The organism is Aeromonas sp. 604443, from assembly GCF_049170315.1.
GTDB classification, from domain to species: Bacteria; Pseudomonadota; Gammaproteobacteria; order Enterobacterales; family Aeromonadaceae; genus Aeromonas; species Aeromonas veronii_A.
The window spans coordinates 213,206-235,123 of the sequence record NZ_JAAKMI010000006.1 but is presented as its reverse complement, the minus strand read 5'-3'; the positions used below and the strand labels follow the sequence as shown (position 1 = coordinate 235,123).

Here is a 21,918-nt window from a genome sequence, read left to right as displayed (position 1 = left end):
GAAGCGAGCCCTGAGATGAGTCATCCCTGACCCCTTGAGGGTCCTAAAGGGCCGTTGGAGACCACAACGTTGATAGGCGGGGTGTGTAAGTGCAGCGATGCATTGAGCTAACCCGTACTAATTACCCGTGAGGCTTAACCATACAACACCCAAGAAGTGTTCTAAGGCTTGTAACAGATACCAAGCGAACTACTTACGTCAGCTTTCTCAGATTGAAGAATTTGCCTGGCGGCCATAGCGCCGTGGAACCACCTGATCCCATGCCGAACTCAGAAGTGAAACGCGGTAGCGCCGATGGTAGTGTGGCATTCGCCATGCGAGAGTAGGACACTGCCAGGCACCCAATTAAACGGTGATGTGAAAACACATAGCCGGCTGCGAGGATGACACCTCATAAGAAGCGGCAAACAATTTAGCGAAAGCTAACCGAATGCGGAGCGGTAGTTCAGTCGGTTAGAATACCGGCCTGTCACGCCGGGGGTCGCGGGTTCGAGTCCCGTCCGCTCCGCCACTAATTTGAAGGCCTTCCCAGATGGGAAGGCCTTTTTGCTATGGGCGGTTTGCTCATAAGAGCCACAGATTTGCACACCAGAGCCAACACAAGCCCAGTCTGACGACCGGGCTTTGGTGTTTTTAGCCTGCTGGTGAGCTGCCGACATCCCACTGCGATGACACTACCTTCCCCTGTTGACGTTCTTGTTACTGTTTCCACTTCTTTATCGCGGCACATCCATCTTGGCCATAGAGCTTGAGGATTAAATCAGGCCATCTTGCAACGGTACGTCATCGCTTCCACTTGTTTGTCTAATCCCTTTGTTTGTTTATGGATTTACTCCATTAAAACAGTTTCTTATCAAGAGTGAGCTGTTCTGCGGCAGGAATATTACATGATTCAAATGATAATGATTATTGTTTGAATGATCATGACAGGGTCGTTACAATGCGGGCTGATTAATAAAGTGCTTTTCAAATGAGCCTTTTCTAATGCGCGCCTGGCCGGATGCCGAGCGTTGTAATGAGTGAAGTAAGGGAATACGTCACCTTCCTACAAAAAATGTTCAGGCTAAAACATGATAACAGTGAAACCAAACAAGCTTGCCTTGCTGATCTGCTCCCTTCTTGCGACTCAAGCCTATGCTGCCGAGCAGGAGGTGATGGTCGTCACCGCCTCTGGCTTTCAGCAGAAGATCGAAGATTCTGCAGCCTCCATCTCTGTGATTACCCGCGAGCAGCTGGAGAAGCGGGCATATCGGGATGTAACCGATGCCTTGAAGGATGTGCCAGGTGTGGTAGTGACTGGCGGTGGCAGCAGCAGCGATATCAGTATTCGCGGTATGGGCTCGAAATACACCCTTATGCTGGTTGATGGTAAAAAGGTGGATAGCCGTGGTACCCGGCCCAATAGCGATGGACCCGGTATCGAGCAAGGCTGGTTGCCACCGCTACAGGCGATCGAGCGGATTGAGGTCGTCCGTGGGCCCATGTCATCCCGTTATGGCTCAGATGCCATGGGTGGGGTGATCAACGTGATTACCCGCAAGACCACCGGTCTGGCCTGGCAGGGCTCGGTTCATGCTGATTCGACCTTCCAGGAAAACAAGGATGCCGGCAACAGCTTCCAGACTGATGCCTATACCGCAGGCTCACTGATCGATGGTGTGTTGGGGCTGCGCTTCAATGGACAGCTCGCTCATCGAGGTGAAGACAAATTTACCCAGGGTTTTGCCGAGCAGGAGACTCGCAGTGGCACGGCCGTGCTCAGTTTCAAGCCTGATGACCATAACCGCTTCGATCTGGAAGTCAGTCGCAGTCTGCAGGATCGGGATCGCACGGCCGGCAATTCGCTGGCTGCCAAGGCGAAAGATAGCCTTAACCGCTACGAGCGCACCAACTATGCGCTGACCCATGATGGCCAGTATGATTTCGGCTCTTCCAGCAGCTATCTGCAGCAGGAGATCAATACCAACCCCGGCCGCCAGATGGAGCTCACCAACACCATCGCAGATACCCATACCCAGTTTATTCTGGGTGATCACTACCTGAGCGTCGGTGGTCAGTATCGCTATGAGGATCTGCACGATCAGGGCAATACCCTGAAAGTGGCCAACCCTGCCGAGCAGCTGACCCGCTGGAGCTGGGCGATGTTTGTCGAGGATGAGTGGTCACTCACTGACAGCTTTGCCCTGACCGGTGGCGCCCGCATGGATCGGGACCAGAACTACGGTTCTCACTGGAGCCCGCGCCTCTACGGCGTCTGGCATCTGGATGATAGCTGGACCCTGAAAGGAGGCGTATCGACCGGTTACCGCTCTCCTGACTTGCGGATGTCGGCGGCCAACTGGGGTCAGGTCACCGGTGGTGGCAGCCTGGATGGTATGCTTGTCGGTAACCCGGACCTCAAACCCGAGACTAGCGTGAGTGAAGAGATCGGTCTGCTGTGGAACGGTCATCAGGGTTTCAACGCCGGGGTTACCCTGTTCAACACCGACTTCAAGAACAAGATCTCCGAAGTGCGTCGCTGCACCAGCAAGAGTGATCCCGCCTGTACCCTCAATGGGTACAGTTATGACTTCATCAGTGATCGGGTCAACGTCGACAAGGCGAACATGCGCGGGGTCGAGGGGATGATGGATTGGGCTATCAACGAGGATTGGTCGGTCAGCTCCAGCTACACCTTTACCCAGTCCGAGCAGAAGAGTGGTCCACTGGCGGGTCATGCCCTCAACCAGATGCCCCGTCACATGTTCAACGGCAGTGTTGACTGGCAAACCACCGAGGATCTCAGCCTCTGGTCACGGGTCAACTTCCGTGGCGAGACCTCCGAGTACCTGAGCCGTGTCAAGATGGCGGAGGGGACTCCTTCCTACACCTTCTTTGACATGGGCCTGGTCTACAAGGCCAACAAGCATCTGGCTCTGACCGCAGGGGTCTACAACCTGTTCGACAAGACGGTGGATTACAGCAGCTATGGCACTGTGTTGGATGGTCGCCGCTACAACCTGGGCGTGACCTACAACTTCTGATAGGAAACGTCTCATGCGGCCGCCATCTTCTGATGGCGGCCGTTTTTATTGCGCGTCCGTCAGAGGGCTATGCCTGATAGGGGGCGGCTTGCCAGGTATTGCGCCCCAGTCCCTTGGCCTGATACATGAGGGCGTCAGCCTGCCGTAGTAGCTGCTCGGCATCAGCCTCTCTCTCTGCGGCGACCCAGACTGCCCCGGTGCTGATGGATAGTGTCACTGCACTATTGTCGGTGTACAGAGTTTGTTGATTGCACTCCTGACAGAGGCGTTTGGCCCACTGCTCTGTCTCTGCCAGCGTGGCCAACGGCAGCAGCAGGCAAAACTCCTCGCCGCCGATGCGAGCCAGCAGAGCCTCTTCGGGTAACAGGTTCGTCACAGTCGTGGCCAGCTTTTCCAGCAACAGATCCCCGATGCCATGACCAAAGCGGTCATTGGTCTCCTTGAAGTGATCCACATCGAACAGCAGTAGAGCACAGGGCTCCCCGCTTGCCAGTCGTTGCTCCATGGCAGGCATGAATGCCCGTCGGTTGAGCAGGCCGGTCAGGGGGTCGGTACTGGCCTGCTTCTCCAGTCTGGCGTTGGCGCGGCTCAACTCGGTGGTACGGCTGGCAACAGCGCGGCGCAGTTGCACTATGTAGGCCACCATGATTAACACTCCGGCCAACAGCAGCCAGGGGCCGAGATGGATGGGGTAGACGGTTTCGACATGCATCCATTTGCGGATGATCCGCTCCCGATCGCTCTCTTTGAGCTTGGCGAACCCCTCTTCCAACCGGTTTAACAGGGCAAGGTCGCCCTTTTTCACTGCAAAGCGGATCTGGTCGGTATAGAGGTGGCGAACCGGAATAAAGCGGGTGGGATCGTCCGAGGTATAGATGTAGAAGTTGGCGACCTGCAGATCGGCGATAAAGGCCTTCACTTCACCCTTGAAGGCCGCAGCCAGCAGGGTGTCATTGTCATTGAAGGTTTGCAGTCTGGTGCCGGGGAAGTAGCGTCTGGCGTAATACTCCTCGTAGCCACCGGCTACCACACCGACCGTTTCATGGAGCAGGTAGTAGTGGACATCGGTGCCGCGCAATTCGCTCGAGAAGAAGAGTTGGGAGTCGAGCTGGGCGAGAGGCCGGCCATAGTCGAACAGTTTGTCCCGCTCCGGTGACCAGAGCAGTCCGGCGTGAACATCCGCTTTCCCCTCATGGAGCAGGTCGAGGGAGCCCTGCCAGTCGACCAGCCTGAACTCGATCTTCTGGCCGGTCACCCGGGCATATTCACGCCACAAATCGATCAGCAGGCCATCCGGCTGGCCCGACTCATTGATATAGGAGAAGGGCTGCCAGGCTTTGGAGTTGGTAATGATGATCGGCTCTTCCGGGGCTTTGGCCCAGGCAGGCAGGGCAAGGGCGAGCAGCAGGAGCCCCCATCCGATACTGACTATGACTCCTGTCCTGGAAGAGGCCATCCTTGCTCCAATCCGTTGCCGTATACCGTCCCGTGGTCACCGATTATCACCACCTTTCTGATCGAAGAACAAGCGCTCAAATGATGAAGTTTGCATGATGTAAACGGCGCCATGACAAGGTCGGCGGATAGAGTGACTACTTACAGCGGCAGGCTGATCCGCGCCTCCAGCCCACCTTGTGGCCGATTGAGCAGGGTCAGTTCGCCGCCGTGCTGATGGACCAGGGTGCGGGCAATGGAGAGCCCGAGCCCCACGCTGCCGGACTCGGTGTTGCGCGCTTCGTCTAGCCGTACGAAGGGTTTGAACACATCTTCCAGCCGCGCAGGATCGATCCCTGGCCCGTTGTCGCAGACCCGGATCAACAGCTCCTCCTTGCGTCGCTCCAGCGACACTTCGGCGCTGCCGGCATATTTGATGGCGTTGCCGATCAGGTTCTGCAGCACCCGGCGCAGGGTGTTGGCCCGGCAGGCGTAGACCTCTTTGCCCTCCGCCAGACAGGTGACCGGCTGGCCGGTATCGGCATAGTCATCGCACAGGCTGACCAGCAGGCTGACCAGATCCAGCTCGCGGGTGGCCTCCTGCTGCCCCTCCTCGCGAGCAAAGCTGAGGGTCGCGGCCAGCATCTGCTCCATCTGTTGCAGGGTCTGCTGGATGCGCTCCTTGTCCTCGCTATCGGCCAGAAATTCGGTACGCAGCCGCAGGCTGGTGATGGGGGTGCGCAGATCGTGGGAGATGGCCGCCAGCATTCGGGTTCTGTCCTGCACGAAGCGGTCGAGCCGGGTGTGCATCCGGTTGAAGGCCTGAATCGATTCGCGGATCTCGGTCGGCCCCTCCTCTTTCAAGGGCTCGATATCCTCGCCCCGTCCGAGCCGATCTGCGTTGCCTGCCAGCTGCTTGAGCGGGCGAGTGGCACGGCGAAACAGCAGCACCATCAGCCCGATCACCAGACTGGCGACCAGCATAAGATTGAGGGTGGTTTGCCACGACCAGCTGCCCGCCTCCTTGTCGACCAGTGAGCTGAACTGCAGCCAACCTCCCTGCGGCAGTTCGATGGAGCCATAGAGCCGCATGTCGCGTGATGGGGGCGGTGGTCCCTTGCGATCCCGCATCATGCGGGCGTGATGCTCCCAGGCTTTGCTGCGCTGGGCATCCTCTTTCAGCTCGGCGCTGATCTCTATGGTGAGACCCTGCGGGTAGCCGAGCCGAGAGCGCACCAGCTGCTCGAAGCGGGGGCTGCGATTATCCGGTTGCAGTGGCTCGTCTGAGAGGCGCAGCAGCAGGGTTTCGCTGCGGCTCGCCTTGAGGATCTCGTCATAGAGAGATGGGGGTGATAGAGAGAGCAGCCTGACCACCGAGATGATCCGCTGCATGGCGTTGCGGCTGTTGACGAAGCCGAGCGCCTCCTCCCGATCCGAGCGGTAGATCTGGATACTGAGCAGCTGGATCAGGATCAGCCCTGCCAGCGCCACCAGAATGATCTGGCCTGTCAGCCCCTTGGGCCATATTTTTGCCCACAGTCGTTTCAAAAAGGTCACCGCTTATGCCTGCGTCACGTCGGCGGAGAACATATAGCCGCCACCCCAGATGGTCTTGATCAGCTCCGGATTCTTGGGATCCCGCTCCAGCTTGCGGCGCAGTCGACTCACCAGAGTATCGATGGCGCGATCGAAGGCCACCGCCTCGCGGCCACGGGCCAGGTCCAGCAGTTGATCCCGGCTCAGCACTCGCTGCGGTCGCTCGAGAAACACCTTGAGCAGATCGAATTCGGCGGTGGAGAGGCTCAGGCCCACCCCATCCTCATCGACCAGCTCCCGACGATTGACGTCGAGCAGCCAGCGATCGAAGCGCAGATCCCGGGTCAGGGTGTCAGCGGCAGGTTGTGTCTCGGCCTGGGTGCGGCGCATCACCGCCTTGATCCGCGCCAGCAGCTCGCGCGGGTTGAAGGGCTTGGCCAGATAGTCATCGGCCCCCATCTCCAATCCGATGATGCGGTCGGTCTCTTCCCCCATGGCGGTGAGCATGATGATGGGCAGGTTCGATTTGACCCGCAGCTCGCGGCAGAGGGTCAGACCATCTTCACCCGGCATCATCAGATCCAGCACCAGCAGGTCGAACTCCCGCTCCTCCAGCAGTCGCTTCATCTCCTTGCCATCCCGGGCGCAGCTGACCCGCAGGCCGTGCTGTTCCAGAAAGCGTTTCAAGAGATCGCGGATCTCGCTGTGGTCGTCGACCACCAGAATGTGGGTGTTGCCCTGGTTCATGAATACCTCCCCTGCTTGGCGTTGGCCCGAGTATACGAAAATCCGGACGGCGGTTTGTGTCAAAGTGTGCCAGATCCGCACGATGCCACACTCTGCTACAAAAAAGGGCGATGCTGGCAAAGTTCAGACACCGATAGGGTGTTTACTTGAGGGCAAGGCAAGAGCGCCGAACCAGAATCATCCCTACAGGAGATAGACCATGAAAAAGCTGACCAAAACCCTGCTGACCGCCACCCTGATCCTTGGCCTGCCGCTGGGTGCCTATGCTGCCAGTGAAGCGGCCCCCACCGGCCAGCCCGGCGCCATGGTGGATTGCCCGATGGACGGTGGTGGCATGATGGGTGGTAAACACCACGGTGGTCGCCACGACAAGATGGCTCGTATGCAGAACATGACCCCGGAGCAGATCCAGGCCAACTTGCAGCAACGTTATGATCGCATCGAGGATCCTGCCAAGAAGGCGGAGTTCATCAAGAAGCTCAACGAGCGTGCCGCCGGTATGACCAAGCACGCCGAAGCGATGAAGCAGTTCGCCGAAGCGAACCAGTAACAGCGCCAGCTGTTATCAACCCAAGGGTGGCCGAGGCCACCCTTTTTGCGCTTACTGCGTTGAGCAGCAGATTGGTTGAACGCTGGTGATTGCCAATAAAAGAGGGGAGCCTGATGCTCCCCCCTCTTGCTATCTGCGTCGGTGCGAGTGTGCAGCCCACTCCACCGGACGAGCGAACTTAGCCCTGAGCCTTGTCGCTCAGGTCTACTTTCTTGACGGTTTCGCCTTCGAACTTGATGACCACGTTTTTCTTGGCGGCGTCGGTATCTTTCAGCAGGGTCTTGGTGGTTTCTGCCAGCAGCGGAGAGGCCTTCTTCAGGGCATCCAGATCATAGGTCCACACTTCCAGACTGGCCTCGGTCTTGGTAGAGGCAGGAGCGCCCAGCTTATCTTTGACTGCCTGCTTGTTGGAGCCGCCTTCCTTGATATCCAGTGCCTTTTTGATGGCTTCGTTGGATGCGCTGTCCATGGCACCGGATACGGCAGTGCTGGCCGCATCCTTGACGCTGCTGGTGACGCTGTCGGTCAGCGAGTCCATCAGGCCGGCATTGGCAAACAGGGGCAGGGTGGTGAGGGCAACCAGCAAACTCTTTTTCATTTTCTACAGCTTCCATGGGTTCAATGAGGCGGCTATGAAATCAGCAAAGATATTGGGCGTCAAGTGAGGCATGCAATTAACATTTCTGTTAACTGGATCTCATTTCTCACCAGTTGCAAATAGTTTTGGTATCTCCCGCACCAGCCAGCTTTTGGCCTTGCCCATGGTGTCTCGCCGCCAGGCCAGCACCACCTGCAATTGATGGCGATATTCGGGGCTGATCACCTTGAGTCGTCCGGCCCGGATGTCCTCCTCAATCCAGCTCTGTGGCATGGTACCGACGCCGATCCCTGCCAGCAGGGCATCCCGTTTCTCCGTCATGGTGCTGACAGTGAGACGCGGCTGCTTGTCGAGCAGGCGGTAGGTGAGCACCGGCTTGCGCAGGGCGGTATCGGCGACGGCGATGGCGCGGTAGCGGCGCAGGGTCTCGTCGGCCAAGGGTTCGGGCTCCTGATGTAGCGGGTGAGCGGGATGTGCGACGTAGAGCATCACCTCGTCCTTGATCACCTGATGCTTGATGCCGGTCATCATGATGTCGGGGTTGATGGAGGAGATAAGCAGGTCGGCGCGACCATCTTCCAGACACTCCCAGCTACCCGCCAGCACCTCGGCCCGCAGCCGCAGTCGGGTATCGGTCTGCTCGGCCAGCTTCTCCACCAAGGGGTAGAGGGCCTGCACCGGGACCAGTGCATCGACGGCGACTGTGATGTCGGTCTCCCAGCCACGGGCCAGCGCCCGGGTCTCTCCCACCAGATGCTCGGCTGCCTCCAGCAGCACCCGGCCGCGCTCCAGCAGCATGCGCCCCGCCGGGGTGAACTTGGTGCGGTGGCCGCTGCGGTCAAACAGCATGGCATCCAGTTCGTCTTCCAGCTTCTGCACCGTATAGCTCAATGCCGAGGGCACCTTGCCCAGCTCGTCGGCCGCCGCCGCAAAGCTGCCGCGGCGGTCGATGGCATCCAGCACCCGGATTGCCTCCAGGGTCAGCGCCCGCTCCTTGTTCGATTCCTTGGCCATTCCTCACCTTCAATTTTTTTGAATATGTTTGCCAGTTTATCTCGCTAACAAGTTAGGTCATGTCACTTTAATATTCAATCAACGCTTAGGCAGGAACGTCGAGCGGCCAAATATGCGGGTAGTTCCGCACTGTGACACACCAAATCGGTCTGTCTGATGTCGGTGAAAGAACAACACACTATTTGAATAACCTCTTGCATGGATGCATTGATTCTGGCCGAAAAGGCCTTGGCAATGACATATAAAACAAGAGAGTGAATGAACATGAAAAACGTAATCAAGATGCTGGCCGTTGCAGGCCTGATGACCACAGGTTTCGCCCAAGCTTCCGTACCGGCTGACTTCAATGCCATGCCCGGCGTGCTGTTTGTGAACTGGAACGCCACTGCCGCAATGGATGGCAAAGCCAATCCGATGCTGGAAGTGCGTGACGAGTCTGGCGATCTGCTGGCATCAGTCCACGCCAACCTGACTGGCACCCAGCAGGTACGGATCCCAAGCCGTACCCAGGGCAACCTGACCGTCAGCCTGGCTGACCAGAGCAGCGAATACCGTATTCCGTTCGGTATCGGTAGCGGCAAACAGCGTTAATCAACCGTCCCGGTAGATGAGGAGCAGACCATGATGCAATTGAGAGCCGCAGAAGCGCGGGGCAAGGCCAACTTTGGCTGGCTGGACGCGCGCCACAGTTTCTCCTTCGGTCACTACTATGACCCGGAGTGGATGGGACACTCGGTACTGCGGGTGATCAATCAGGATCTGGTTGCGCCGGGTGGCGGATTCGCCACCCACCCTCACGCCAATATGGAGATCCTCACCTGCGTGCTGCAAGGCACCATAGAGCACAAGGACAGCCTCGGCCATGCCGAGCAGATCCCGGCAGGGGATTTCCAGCTGATGAGTGCAGGTAGCGGGATCCGCCACAGCGAGTACAACCCCTCGCAGACGGAACCCCTCTCCCTGTTGCAGATCTGGATCGAGCCGAACGAGTTCGGCACGCCACCCGGGTATCAGCAGAAGAAGATCGAGTCCAGACCGGGCATGACGCTGGTAGCGTCACCGGATGGCGAGGCGGGATCGCTGCGGATCCGCCAACAGGCCCGCGTATGGCGGCTGGAACTGGCCCCGGGCGAGACGCTCGAATGGGCACTGGCTGGCCGACACGGTTACCTGCAGATGATTTCAGGTACGCTTGCCGCCAACGGTCTGGCTGCCCGACCCGGCGACGGGGTACTCAGTCGTGATGAATACCGGTGGGAGCTGGTTGCGACCAGTGCCAGCCAAGCCCTGTTATTTGACCTACCCTGAAGCAGTCAGCGGTGATGTGACACAAACGAGGAATATGAAATGGACAAGATGAAAGATGTAGCGCTGCTGGCGGGTCGTGTACTGCTGGCGCTGATGTTCGTAATGGCGGGCTGGAGCAAGATCGGCGGCTATGCCGGTACTCAGGGCTATATGGAAGCGATGGGTGTGCCGGGCTTTATGTTGCCGCTGGTGATCCTGCTTGAGCTGGGTGGTGGCCTTGCCGTCGTGCTGGGTCTCTTTACCCGCAGCCTCTCCGTGCTGCTGGCCGGTTTCACCCTGATGGCTGCCTTTATTTTCCATTATCAGCCTGCAGAACAGATGCAGATGCTGATGTTTATGAAGAACGTCTCCGTTGCCGGTGGTTTCCTGGCGCTGGCGGCGGCCGGAGCAGGGGCTTTCAGTCTGGATGCCCGTCTCGGCAAAAACTGGTAATGCCCTGAAGAGTCAAGTTTTCCAATGCTTTTTGGCCGGTGCAACTGCACCGGCTTTTTTCTGTCTGCGTTTTCCGGATAGGTGAGGCGGCGCGTCAAATCTGCGGCGCCCCTCATGGTTCGGCGGTTTACCCGCCTGCTGGCCACAAGAGCCTTTTGCATCTTCCCCCTCGATCCCCGACAATTCTCACTCTTGTGAAGTGACGGAAATGGCTCGCCTTTTCCCTCGCCCCCTCTCATCCACAGGCGGGAATTGCTCATGTTTACCCTCTACCACTCCAATCAGCTGGATCTGCTCAAAGAACTGCTGGTGAGCCGCATCCGGCAGGCCCCTCTCTCTCACCCCTTCGATCGGGAGCAGATCCTGGTGCAGAGCCCGGGCATGGCCCAGTGGCTCAAGCTGGAGCTGGCCAAAGCGTTCGGCATCGCTGCCAATATCGACTTTCCGCTGCCCGCCAGCTTTATCTGGGAGATGTTCACCCGGGTGCTGGCGGATGTGCCGCGTCAGAGTCCCTACAACAAGGGTTCCATGAGCTGGCAGCTGATGACCATTCTGCCCGCCTTGCTGGAGCGCCCCGCCTTTGCCCCGCTCGCCGCCTATCTGGGCGGGGGAGATGAGGTGGATCCTGCCCAGGATCCCGAGCAGGTGCGGTTGTGGCAGCTCTGCCAGAAGGTGGCGGATCTCTTTGACCAGTATCTGGTCTACCGGCCGGACTGGATCGCCCGCTGGGAAGAGGGGGAAGGATTGAGTCAGGAGCTGGCCGGGGTGAGCGGTCAGGATTGGCAGCCCGAGCTGTGGCGCGAGCTGGTGGCCCGCACCCTGGCGCTCTCTCCGAGCGGCTACCACCGCGCCAACCTCTACGAGGAGTTTATCCACGAGCTGGCGCGCACCGCCGATCTGCCGGGCAAGCTGCCGCAACGGGTCTTCGTGTTCGGCATCTCGGCGCTGCCGCCGCGCTATGTGGAGGCGCTGCTGGCCCTCGGTAGCCGACCGGAGGTGGAGGTGCACCTGTTCGTCACCAACCCCTGCCGTTACTACTGGGGGGATCTGCTGGATCGCAAGACCCTGGCTCGGCTGGAGAACAAGCTCAAACCCGGTACCGACATCGAGACATTGCAAGGCCCCGCCAACCCGCTGCTCGCCTCCATGGGCAAGCTGGGGCGCGACTACCTGCATCAGCTGATGGAGCTGGAGGTGCCGCAAATCGAGGCTTTCGTCGATATCGACGAAGTGGATGGCAAGGGCAATGTCAGCCTGCTGCGCGCCATCCAGAAGGATGTGCTGGAGCTGGCCGAGCGAGGCGCTGGTCAGTTCGATCTCGACAGCAGCCATCACAAGAGCCCCATCGATCCGGCGGATGGATCCTTGCAGATCCACGCCTGCCATGGCCCGATGCGCGAACTCGAGGTGCTGCACGACCGGCTGCTGGCGCTGTTCGAGCAGGATCCGACCCTCACCCCGAAAGATGTGGTGGTGATGATGCCGGATGTGAACAGCTACGGCCCCTACATTCAGGCGGTGTTTGGCGCGCGCGGTCAGATCCCGTTTGCGGTATCGGATCGGGCGGCGAGTCAGGAGAGCCCCCTGCTGCAAAGCTTCCTCGCCCTGCTCAGGCTGCCCAATGCCCGCTTCGGGGCAGGCGAGCTGCTCGCCATTCTCGAGGTGCCCGCCGTGCTGCGCCGTTTCGAGCTGGATGACGACGAGTTCAACCAGCTGCGGGTCTGGGTGCAGGAGACCGGCATCCGCTGGGGGCTGAACGACGGCTACCCCGTCTGTTTCGATCTTCCGCCCATGTCCGGCAACAGCTGGCTGTTCGGCCTGCGCCGCATGCTGCTCGGTTTTGCCATGGGCGACGGCGAGCCGGTGGCGGGCATTCTGCCCTACGCCGACATCGAGGGGCAGCAGGGGGTGGCACTCGGCAAGCTCGCCTGGTTTGTCGATTCGCTGGCCGAATTCCTGCCCCGCCTGCAACAGGCGCAGCCGCTGGCCGAGTGGAACGCCTGCCTGCTGGCGCTGCTGGAGCGCTTCTATCTGGCCGACGAGGATGAAGAGCGTCAGCTCCAGCTCATTCGCAGCCAGCTGGTCGAGTGGCAGACCCGGCTCGGCGAAGCCCGTTTCGAGCAGCCCATTACCGCCGACCTGTTGCAGGATTACCTCGGCAGCGTGCTGGGGGAGTCCCGCTCCAGCCAGCGTTTTCTCGCCGGTCAGGTGAACTTCTGCACCCTGATGCCGATGCGCTCCATCCCCTTCAAGCAGGTCTGCCTGCTCGGCATGAACGATGGCGTCTACCCGCGTACCCTGGCTCCCATGGGGTTCGACCTGATGGCGGTGGCGTCGCGGCGCGGGGATCGCTCCCGTCGTGATGATGACCGCTACCTCTTCCTCGAGGCACTGCTGAGTGCCCAGCAGGGGCTCTATATCAGCTATCAGGGCTTCAGCGCGCAGGACAACAGCGACAAGGTGCCATCGGTGCTGCTGGCGGAGCTGATCGACTATGTGCGGCAGGGCTTTGTGCTGGCGGGGGATGAGGATCTGGACGATGAAACCTCCGGCAAGCGGCTGCTCAACCACCTGATGGTTGCGCACCCGCTCACCCCCTACAGCCGCAACTACTTCTACCCGGAGGCGGGTTCGCGCCTCTTTACCTATGCCGCCGACTGGCTGCCCGCCCTCAATCCGGTGCGTGGCGCGGCCAACTTCCAGAGCGGCGAGCTGCCTTTACCTCCCGAATGGGGCAAGGAGCAGGGGCTGGAGCTGGCGGAGCTGCTGCGCTTCTATCGCCAGCCCACCAAATATTTCCTCAACCGCCGCCTCAAGGTGTGGTTTGAGCTGAACGAAGCCAACATCGAGGATAGCGAGCCGTTCGAGCTGGATAGCCTGCAACATTACCAGCTGAAAGATCTGCTGCTCGATGCCCATCTGGCGGAAGGTGAAAGTACCGAGCGGCGCGAGCGGTTGCAGCTCACCGGCCTGCTGCCGCAAGGGTGGTTCGGCAGCCTGCTGCTGGACGATCTGGACGCCGAGATGGGCAAGCTGGCGGATCGGCTGCGGCCATGGGTTGCGGCCAATGAGTCAGAAAAACAGGCGGTGGAGATCGATATCTCCCTCACTCAGGGCCAGCTGCAAGGGTGGATCGACACCCAGAAGGGGCACTTGCTGGTGGTCAAACCCGGCAGCTTCAACGGCAAGGATCTGCTGCTGGGCTGGATCCAGCACCTCTGCCTCTCATTGAGTGGCGCCCCCGGCGACACCCTGCTGTTCGATGCCAAACAGAGTCTGCGACTGCCCAAGCTCTCTGCCGACGAGGCGCGCCCCAAACTGGCGGCGCTGGTGGCCTGTTGGGCGCAGGGGATGAAGCGGCCGCTGCCGTTTTTCCCCAACACTGCCTGGGATTGGCTCAAGGCGATCGAGAAGGATCCCGACAAGCCGGAGGCGGCCGACAAGGCGGCCCTCACTCGTTTCAACGGCGGTTGGATGATCAATGGGGAGGGGCAAGACGTTTACGTCGCCCGCTGCTTCCCCGAACTCGATGACGAGGTGCTTGGTCAGTTGCAGGCGCTGGCTCGCGAACACTTGACTCCGCTGCTCAAGACCCTGGAGGAGCTGAAATAATGGCTAACCCGCTCAATACACTGCGTTTTCCCCTCCATGGTGAACGACTGATCGAAGCCTCTGCCGGTACCGGCAAGACCTACACCATCGCTGGCCTCTACCTGCGCCTGCTGCTGGGCCACGGCCCGCTCATCGAAGAGGGGGCCGATGCCGGTCAGCCGAGCGCCCACGAGCGGCCCCTCTCGGTGACCGAAATTCTGGTGGTGACCTTTACCGAAGCGGCCACCGCCGAGCTGCGCGGGCGGATCCGCGGTCGCATCCACGAGGCACGGCTCGCCTTTATGCGCGGTCACAGCAGTGACACCCTGCTGGCCCAGCTGCTGGACGAGGTGGCGGATCACGAGCTGGCGGCCCGTCGCCTGCTGGCCGCCGAGCGGCAGATGGATGAGGCGGCGGTCTTTACCATCCACGGCTTCTGCCAGCGGATGCTCAAGCAGAACGCTTTCGAGTCGGGTGCCCTCTTTGAAACCGAATTTCTTACCGACGACAGCCAGCTTAGGCTGCAGGCGGTGAGCGACTACTGGCGCGCCGAGTTCTATCCGGTGGATAAAACCCTCGCCAGCGCCGTGCGCGCGCTCTGGCCGAGCCCCGCAGCCCTGCTGCGGGAGATGGGTAGCTGGCTCGACAACAGCGAGCTGGAGATCCACCCCGCGCTGGGGGACGAGACCCTCGCTGCTCGCCATCAGGCGGCCATGAATCGCATCGCGGCGGTGAAGAGCGAGTGGCTGGCGCAGACGGACGAGATCCGCCGCCAGACCGACGGCCAGATCAGCCGCTACACCGGCAAGAACTACGAAGGGTGGCTTGCCAAGATAGCCGACTGGGCGCAGGACGAGAGCAGTGGCTACGCCATTCCCAAGGAGCTGGAGCGCTTCGGCCAGACAGTGCTGGAGGAGAACCTCAAGAAGGGGGGCGCTGTGCCGACCCTGCCGCTGTTCAGTCAGATCGACCAGCTGCTGGCGAGCCGCCCCGGTATTCGGGATCTGATTCTGCAACGGGCCGCCAAGGTGGTGCGCAGCCGGATGCAGGCGAGCAAGCGGCAGGCTCATCAGCTCTCGTTCGATGACCTGCTCAAAGATCTCGACGGAGCGCTTGGCTCAAGCCTTGGCGAGCGGCTCTGCGAGCGGATTCGCGCCACCTACCGGGTGGCGATGATCGACGAATTTCAGGATACCGACCCTCAGCAGTACCGCATCTTCCATCGGCTTTACGGCGGCCACACCGACACGGCGCTATTGATGATTGGTGACCCCAAGCAGGCCATCTACGGCTTTCGCGGCGCCGACATCTTTACCTACATTCAGGCGCGGCGAAATGTGAGCGCCCACTACACCCTAGGGCGCAACTGGCGCTCCAGCAGTGCGCTGGTGGGGGCGGTCAACGGCCTGTTCGTGCGGGCCAAGGATCCCTTTATCTACGAGGCGGATATCCCCTTCCTGCCGGTGGAGGCGCAGGGCAAGAGCAAGGCGCTGCTGCTCGATGGCGTTACCGCCCCTGTGCTCCACTGCTGGCAGCTGACCGGCCAGCCCACCTTCAACCGGGGGGATTACCAGAGCAAGATGGCCCGCGCCACCGCCGCCGAGATCCACCGCCTGCTGACCCTGGCCCGCGAGGGCAAGGCGCTCATCGGCGACAAAGCGGTGAAGGCCGGGGATATCGCCGTGCTGGTGCGCACCGGCGCCGAGGGCAAGCTGGTGCAGCAGGAGCTGGCGCGACTCGCCATCGCCTCCGTTTACCTGTCGAACCGCGAGAGTGTGCTGGAGCAGGTGGAGGCGCGGGAGATCTTGCTGATTTTGCACGCCTGCCAGAACCCGAGCGATGAGCGCAGCCTGCGGGCGGCGCTGGCGACCGGCCTGTTTGATCTCGATGCCAAGGCGCTCGATGGGCTGGCCAGCGACGAGCGGGCGTGGGAGAGCGCGGTGCAGGAGTTTATGGAGTACCGCAAGATCTGGCACCGCCGCGGCGTGCTGGCGATGCTGCGGGCCCTGCTGCACCGGCGCAATCTCGCCTCTTCGCTGTTGGCGAGCCCCTATGGCGAGCGGCGGCTGACCAACTTCCTCCATCTTGGCGAGCTGCTGCAACAGGTGAGCTGCGAGCTGGACGGGGAGTATGCCCTGCTGCGCTGGTTGGGGGAGGCGGTGAGCCGCCCCAACGGCCAGGATGCGGAGCAGGTACTGCGGCTCGAATCCGAGCGGAAATTGGTGCAGATCGTCACCATCCACAAATCCAAGGGGCTGGAGTACCCGCTGGTGTTCCTGCCCTTTATCTGCAGCCACAGAACCGCCGAGACCCCGCTCTATCACGAGGCGGATGAGGCGGGCAATCGCACCATTCTCGATCTGACCGGCGCCGACTCGTCGCTCGCCGAAGCGGACAGGGAGCGCCTTGCTGAAGATTTGCGGCTGCTCTATGTGGCGCTGACCCGGGGCGTCTACGCCACCTGGCTGGGGCTGGCACCGGTGCGGGCGGGGGCGGGCAAGTCGGAGAAGACCGACCTGCACCACACCGCCATCGGCTACCTGCTGCAAAAGGGCGAAGAGGGGGATGCGCAGACGCTGGCGACCGCTCTGACCGAGCTGTCGCAGGCGCTGCCCGGAGTGGCCGTCGGTGAGCCCTCGCTCACCCGTCCGGCCCCGCTGCCGCCAGAAGAGGAGCTGCTGGGCGAGCCGCAGGTGCGCCACTTTAGCGGCTCCCTTGAGCGGGACTGGTGGATCAGCTCCTACTCCGGGCTGGCGGCGCAGGGCCATGGTCACAGCAAAGGTGTCTTGGCCAACCCCGGCTTCGATGTGGAGGTCGTTGCCGAGGCGGCTGTTGTACACGAAGAGGACGAGCTACAACCCTCCATCTTCACCTTCCCGAAAGGGGCGCGCCCCGGCACCTTGCTGCACAGCCTGTTCGAGACCATCGACTTTCAAAGCGCCGCGGGAGAACCGTTGGCAGAGCATATCGCCACCTTGCTGGCGCAGGACGGCTTCGACGAAAGCTGGGACCAAGTGCTGCAACAGCAGGTGGAGGCTGTGCTGGATACTCCGCTCGATACCGGCTTTGGCGAGCCGGTGCGGCTACGGGAGCTGGCGCCCGAGCGCAAACAGGTGGAGCTGGAGTTCTTCCTGCCCATGGGGCGGGTGACGGCCCCGGCGCTGACCGCCCTCTGCCAGCAGCATGACCCGCTGTCGCGGGGCAACAAACCGCTCAGCTTTGCCACCGTGCAGGGGATGCTCAAGGGCTTTATCGACTTGGTGTTCGAGTGGCAGGGGCGCTGGTATCTGCTCGACTACAAATCAAACCACCTCGGCATGAGCCCGGCCGATTACAACCGTCCGGCGCTGGAGCGGGCGATGGCCGAGCACCGCTACGACCTGCAATACCAGCTCTACTCGCTGGCGCTGCACCGGCTGCTCACCCTGCGCTTGCCGGGCTACGACTTCGAGCAGCACTTTGGCGGGGTCTTCTATCTGTTCCTGCGCGGCATGCCGCAGGGGGGCATTTTCCATACCCGCCCGAGCCGTGAACTGGTGCTGGGGCTGGATAAGTTGTTTCGCGAAGGCAGTGAGCTGCCAGCAGCGGGATCTCAAGCATTGAACGAGGTAGAGGCATGAGCGGCACCATGATCAGCACCGCAGCCAGCGCAATGATGGTTGAACGGCTCAAAACACTGGCGCTGGCTGGCCGCATCCGCCAGCTGGATCTGCAATTTGCCCGGCTGGTGGCCGATCTTGGCGGCAGCCCCGAGCTGGTGCTGGGGGCGGCGCTCGCCTGCTTCGAGCTGGGGCGCGGCCATGTCTGTTTGCCGCTTGAAATGTTGACTGCCGGATCCCTGCGCCCGTTCGGGCTGGATCCCCAGCAGAGCCGGGATCTGTTGGCTGATCTGGCGGATCCTGCCCGCTGGCCCGCCCTGTTTGCGGCAAGCCCGCTGGTTGGCTGTGAGCAGGATGACGGGCTCGCCCCGCGCTGGCCGCTGCGGTTGTGGCACGGGCGGCTCTATCTCACCCGCTACCACGATTTTGAACTGGGGGTGGCCCGCCATCTGCGCGCCCTGAGTGAGCGCGCCGAATGGCCGGAGATAGCCCCGGCCCTGTCGCGGCTGTTTGCCCGCGACTACGGGCTGGTGTTCGCGGCGCTGCTCAAGGCCCGCCTCGCCCCCGACTTCTCTACCCGCCACTTTATCGAAAAGTATCTGGATCTGGTGTTCCCGAGCGAGGTGGATTGGCCCGCCATCGAGGCACTGCTGGCCAGCGCCCAGGCGGCGAGCGACTTGAGCAAACTGGATGCGCTGGTGCCCGAGGCGCTCTGCTGCAACGGCCAGAAGCTGGCGGCGGCCACCGCGGCGGCGCGCCCCTTTGCGGTGATCTCCGGCGGCCCCGGCACCGGCAAGACCACGACTGTGGCGAAACTGCTCGCCATTCTGGTGGAGACCGGCCTGCAAGCGGGCAAGGCCCCGGCGATCCGGCTGGTGGCCCCCACCGGCAAGGCGGCGGCGCGCCTGACCGAGAGTATCGGTTCTGCCCTGCAGGCCCTCGATCTGCCCCCCGAGTGGGTGGAGGCGATCCCCACCGAGGCGGGCACCTTGCACCGGCTGCTCGGGGTCATTCCGGGGCGCAGCCAGTTCCGCCACCACGCGGGCAACCCGCTGCACCTCGACTTGCTGGTGGTGGATGAGGCCTCCATGGTTGACCTGCCGATGATGGCGCGCCTGCTCGATGCACTGCCGAGCCACGCCCGCCTGATCCTGCTTGGTGACAAGGATCAGCTCGCCTCGGTGGAGGCGGGGGCCGTGCTCGGCGATATCTGCAGCTTTATTGAGCAGGGCATCAGTCCGGCGCAGGCTGATTGGCTCTCCCGCCAGACCGGCTACCGCCTGCAGGGCACGCCCGCAGGGGCACCGGTGCGTGACAGCCTCTGTTTGCTGGCCAAGAGCTGGCGTTTTGATCAGCATTCGGGCATTGGCCAGCTGGCGCGCGCCTGCAACAGTGGCGATGCCACGGCGGTGGAATCAGTCTGGGGCGCTGGATTCGCCGATATCAGCCTGCACCCCTGGGCGGGGGAGGCTTACGACGCCCTGATTGCCCAGGGGGTGGCCGGTTATGGCAGCTATCTGAAGGCGGCCCGCGCGGGGGAAGCGCCCGCCGCCGTGTTCAAGGCATTCAACAGCTTCCAGATCCTCTGCGCCCTGCGCGACGGCCCGTTCGGGGTGCTGGGGCTAAACGAGCGGCTGGAACTGGCCCTGTCACGGGCTGGCCTGATTGCCCGCGATGGCGACTGGTATGCCGGTCGCCCGGTGATGGTGGTGCGCAACGACCACGGGGTCGGCCTCTACAACGGCGATATGGGGCTCTGCCTGCCCGATGAAAGCGGGCGGCTCAAGGTCTGGTTTGAGCAGCCAGACGGCACCTTGCGCGCCCTGTTGCCCAGCCGCTTGCCGCCCCACGAGACGGTCTACGCCATGACCATCCATAAATCCCAGGGTTCGGAGTTTGCCCATACCGTGCTGGTACTGCCCGACAGCCCCAGCCCGCTGCTGACCCGCGAGCTGGTCTATACCGGCATCACCCGCGCCAAGGCGCGGCTCGATCTCTACGGCGATCGCGCCCTGCTGGCACAAGCGGTACGGAAAAAGACCGAGCGTTATTCCGGATTGGCACAGAGGTTGGGGGAGTGATTGATTGGATGGCGGTAAAGGGATTTGCCGCCGTTTTAATGTCATTCACTAATTGAAAATTCAGAGGGAGGATTTATTTGCTCAAAAACCCACTCCGAAAAAACTTTTTCAACATCCCATCTATTATAATTTTCGTCAGGGTAACGTTTTCTCATCAAATCTGACTTACAGGAATTAAACTCATGATATTTTTCCATGAATTTCTTGGACAGTTCATTTAGTTCACTGTCACTGTTAATTATAAAAAATGGCAATTTTATTATGGGTGGTTTCAGTTGAGTTGTGATTGGTGTAGACAGTGTTTGATATGTATCACAATGCACTTCACTTTTTCTTATGTGTTGAAATAAACTATATTCAATAGTTCCTTTTTTATAATAGTAAATCTCACAGTAAAATTCTGCATTTGACCCATCTTGAGCTTCTGGATAGGTAATAAACTCAATGTTTGGGAATGGTATAGTCAAACCCTCGTTGTAGTAATTAACAACAGGCAAGGTTTTAATAATTCTGTTCTTATATTTTAAGTGGTAGTCAAACTGTCTTGCATTCTCAAAATATAAGTTTTGCCACCAGTAATTACCCCCCTCATGTTCTACACTTCCAATCTCAATAGTGAAATCAGGATCATTAGAATAGAAGGCTTGGCTAATACCGTCATAGTCCCAACATTTGGCATCTTCTAAAAGAATGGAGAATCTATCAGGGACTTTTAGGTTGAGGCCGAATCTTTCACTCCACATCGTTCTGACATCAATTGGATTGGCACATGAATCTAATGGTGTATTAGCATCATTTGTCCGTGAATAAACAACACCAGCTCGTATGGATTTACCTTGATAACTGTATTCTTTTGTCAGGTAATATGGTTTTAAAGGCTCATTAAATATTGTTAGGATTGCTAACTTGGCTTCATTAAATTGTAAAAAATCAAGCTGAATGTTTGGGATGTTATCTTCACTAAAACGTAGTCTTCTAAGCGCAGTTATAATATCTGCTTGAGTATATTTTTTATCACTCTCGTTTAATCCAACTACTTCTAATGAATCAGATATTCCGAAAGCTATGTATCTATTCCCATTGTGAATTACATTAGCCATACATAGAATATCATGGACCATTGCAACAATATTGTTGTGGAATTTTTGTTTGAAGTCCCACCAGAGACCTTCTTTACCTTTTGAGAGTAAGTCATTAATGATGCTGTTCATTAAATAAAACCATGAAGTAATGTAAATTGTATTTTGTAATTGTCGTCAGTTTACCTTCAAATATGGTCGCAATGGAACTATTTACATGCTTATAAGCTGAACTCGCATGTTGGGCTTCGCAGGCTCAGCACCAAACTACCGATCGTGTAGGTTGTGGCGAGCGTAGCGAAGCCCAACGTTTACCGCGAAATCTCTTTTTCCTTTCCCTTATCCCCAGCCCTTCTCCTCCATTTTTAATAAACGGGAGAAGGGAGCAATGCCGTTACCGTTGTCCGATTACGCTTCGCTAATCGAACTTACGAGAGGGCCAGGGTGAGGGGAGCATTCAGGTATTAGATGGTCAGCTCCAGCCGGTTGCCTTCCGGGTCGAGGAAGGTGCTCTCGTAATAGCCGTCGCCGGTCCAGCGGGGGCCGTCCAGGTGTTTCACTTCGGCGCCCTTGAGCAGCTTGAGGCGGGCGGTCATCTTGTCCACTTCCTCCACGCTGCCGAGGGAGAAGGCGAGGTGGGCCAGCCCCTGCAACGGGTGTGGCAGAGTGAGATCTGCCGGAAACAGTATGGGGATGTGCATCAGCTCCAGGCTGGCGCCCCCTTCGAAACGCACGAAGTAAGAGCTGAACTGTTTGCTCGGGTTGTGATAGCGCTCATTGGCCTGCCCGCCAAACAGGGTGCAGTAGAATGCCTTGAGTGCCTCCAGATCCTGCGCCCAGATGGCGACGTGATGGATATGCATGGCTGGTCTCCTGTGACTCGATGCCCTTAATGCTATGCTGGGGCCTGTCCCTTCGACATGGCT

At 59.7% G+C, this 21,918-nt stretch carries 15 protein-coding genes, 1 tRNA gene and 2 rRNA genes; 11 read left to right on the top strand and 7 right to left on the bottom strand.

The genetic code is table 11. The features are described from left to right. The 4 genes from G5380_RS11390 to G5380_RS11375 all read left to right on the top strand — a co-directional run. Nucleotides 1-142 (top strand): 23S ribosomal RNA (locus G5380_RS11390); the annotation flags it as partial. Nucleotides 143-224: 82 nt separating this feature from the next. Beyond that, a 5S ribosomal RNA gene (gene rrf / locus G5380_RS11385) occupies nt 225-339 on the top strand. Nucleotides 340-434: 95 nt separating this feature from the next. After that, nucleotides 435-511 (top strand) — tRNA-Asp (locus G5380_RS11380). A gap of 559 nt (nt 512-1,070) precedes the next feature. Next, entirely contained in the window at nt 1,071-3,023 is a 1,953-nt protein-coding gene (locus G5380_RS11375; RefSeq protein ID WP_421208935.1) for a ligand-gated channel protein, read from the top strand. 67 nt (nt 3,024-3,090) lie between these two features. Here G5380_RS11375 and G5380_RS11370 read toward each other — a convergent pair whose 3' ends face one another. The 3 genes from G5380_RS11370 to G5380_RS11360 all read right to left on the bottom strand — a co-directional run bounded on the left by G5380_RS11370 (nt 3,091) and on the right by G5380_RS11360 (nt 6,740). Continuing rightward, nucleotides 3,091-4,479 carry a sensor domain-containing diguanylate cyclase gene (locus G5380_RS11370; protein WP_323912296.1) on the bottom strand — a complete coding sequence of 463 codons (1,389 nt, stop codon included), beginning with the start codon at nt 4,477-4,479 and terminating at the stop codon, nt 3,091-3,093. Between the two features lie 140 nt (nt 4,480-4,619). Next, a complete protein-coding gene (locus G5380_RS11365; RefSeq protein ID WP_371878966.1) occupies nt 4,620-5,984 on the bottom strand; it encodes an ATP-binding protein in 1,365 nt (454 codons plus the stop codon). A gap of 33 nt (nt 5,985-6,017) precedes the next feature. Next, nucleotides 6,018-6,740 (bottom strand): response regulator, encoded by a 723-nt coding sequence (locus G5380_RS11360; protein WP_216979694.1) that lies wholly within the window; start codon nt 6,738-6,740, stop codon nt 6,018-6,020. Between the two features lie 199 nt (nt 6,741-6,939). Here G5380_RS11360 and G5380_RS11355 point away from each other — a divergent pair, with 199 nt between their 5' ends. Beyond that, nucleotides 6,940-7,290 (top strand): hypothetical protein, encoded by a 351-nt coding sequence (locus G5380_RS11355; RefSeq protein WP_005355311.1) that lies wholly within the window; start codon nt 6,940-6,942, stop codon nt 7,288-7,290. Between the two features lie 178 nt (nt 7,291-7,468). Here G5380_RS11355 and G5380_RS11350 read toward each other — a convergent pair whose 3' ends face one another. Both G5380_RS11350 and G5380_RS11345 read right to left on the bottom strand, forming a co-directional pair. Continuing rightward, nucleotides 7,469-7,888, bottom strand: a complete 420-nt coding sequence (locus tag G5380_RS11350; protein WP_421208934.1) for a hypothetical protein — start codon at nt 7,886-7,888, stop codon at nt 7,469-7,471. Nucleotides 7,889-7,987: 99 nt separating this feature from the next. Next, nucleotides 7,988-8,902 (bottom strand): LysR family transcriptional regulator, encoded by a 915-nt coding sequence (locus G5380_RS11345; protein WP_213390526.1) that lies wholly within the window; start codon nt 8,900-8,902, stop codon nt 7,988-7,990. 258 nt (nt 8,903-9,160) lie between these two features. On the opposite strand from G5380_RS11345, the gene G5380_RS11340 reads away from it, so the two are divergent. The 6 genes from G5380_RS11340 to recD all read left to right on the top strand — a co-directional run bounded on the left by G5380_RS11340 (nt 9,161) and on the right by recD (nt 19,913). Further along, the gene (locus G5380_RS11340; protein WP_013723379.1) at nt 9,161-9,493 is read left to right on the top strand and encodes a hypothetical protein; all 333 of its coding nucleotides are present in this window, start codon (nt 9,161-9,163) and stop codon (nt 9,491-9,493) included. A 30-nt stretch (nt 9,494-9,523) separates the two neighbouring features. Continuing rightward, entirely contained in the window at nt 9,524-10,210 is a 687-nt protein-coding gene (locus tag G5380_RS11335) for a pirin family protein (protein ID WP_216952676.1), read from the top strand. Nucleotides 10,211-10,249: 39 nt separating this feature from the next. Further along, nucleotides 10,250-10,642: a DoxX family protein gene (locus G5380_RS11330; RefSeq protein ID WP_005342720.1), complete on the top strand. Its 393-nt coding sequence runs from the start codon at nt 10,250-10,252 to the stop codon at nt 10,640-10,642. 258 nt (nt 10,643-10,900) lie between these two features. Beyond that, nucleotides 10,901-14,254 carry an exodeoxyribonuclease V subunit gamma gene (recC, locus tag G5380_RS11325; RefSeq protein WP_421352751.1) on the top strand — a complete coding sequence of 1,118 codons (3,354 nt, stop codon included), beginning with the start codon at nt 10,901-10,903 and terminating at the stop codon, nt 14,252-14,254. Continuing rightward, a complete protein-coding gene (recB, locus tag G5380_RS11320; RefSeq protein WP_421352750.1) occupies nt 14,254-17,853 on the top strand; it encodes an exodeoxyribonuclease V subunit beta in 3,600 nt (1,199 codons plus the stop codon). The genes recC and recB overlap by 1 nt, the downstream gene beginning before the upstream one ends. Next, nucleotides 17,850-19,913: an exodeoxyribonuclease V subunit alpha gene (recD, locus tag G5380_RS11315; protein WP_421352749.1), complete on the top strand. Its 2,064-nt coding sequence runs from the start codon at nt 17,850-17,852 to the stop codon at nt 19,911-19,913. The genes recB and recD overlap by 4 nt, the downstream gene beginning before the upstream one ends. A gap of 41 nt (nt 19,914-19,954) precedes the next feature. Here recD and G5380_RS11310 read toward each other — a convergent pair whose 3' ends face one another. After that, complete coding sequence (locus tag G5380_RS11310) at nt 19,955-21,124, bottom strand: helix-turn-helix domain-containing protein (RefSeq protein WP_421312821.1); 1,170 nt, start codon at nt 21,122-21,124, stop codon at nt 19,955-19,957. A gap of 332 nt (nt 21,125-21,456) precedes the next feature. Further along, nucleotides 21,457-21,855 (bottom strand): VOC family protein, encoded by a 399-nt coding sequence (locus G5380_RS11305; RefSeq protein WP_421205737.1) that lies wholly within the window; start codon nt 21,853-21,855, stop codon nt 21,457-21,459. Nucleotides 21,856-21,918: the final 63 nt, after the last annotated feature.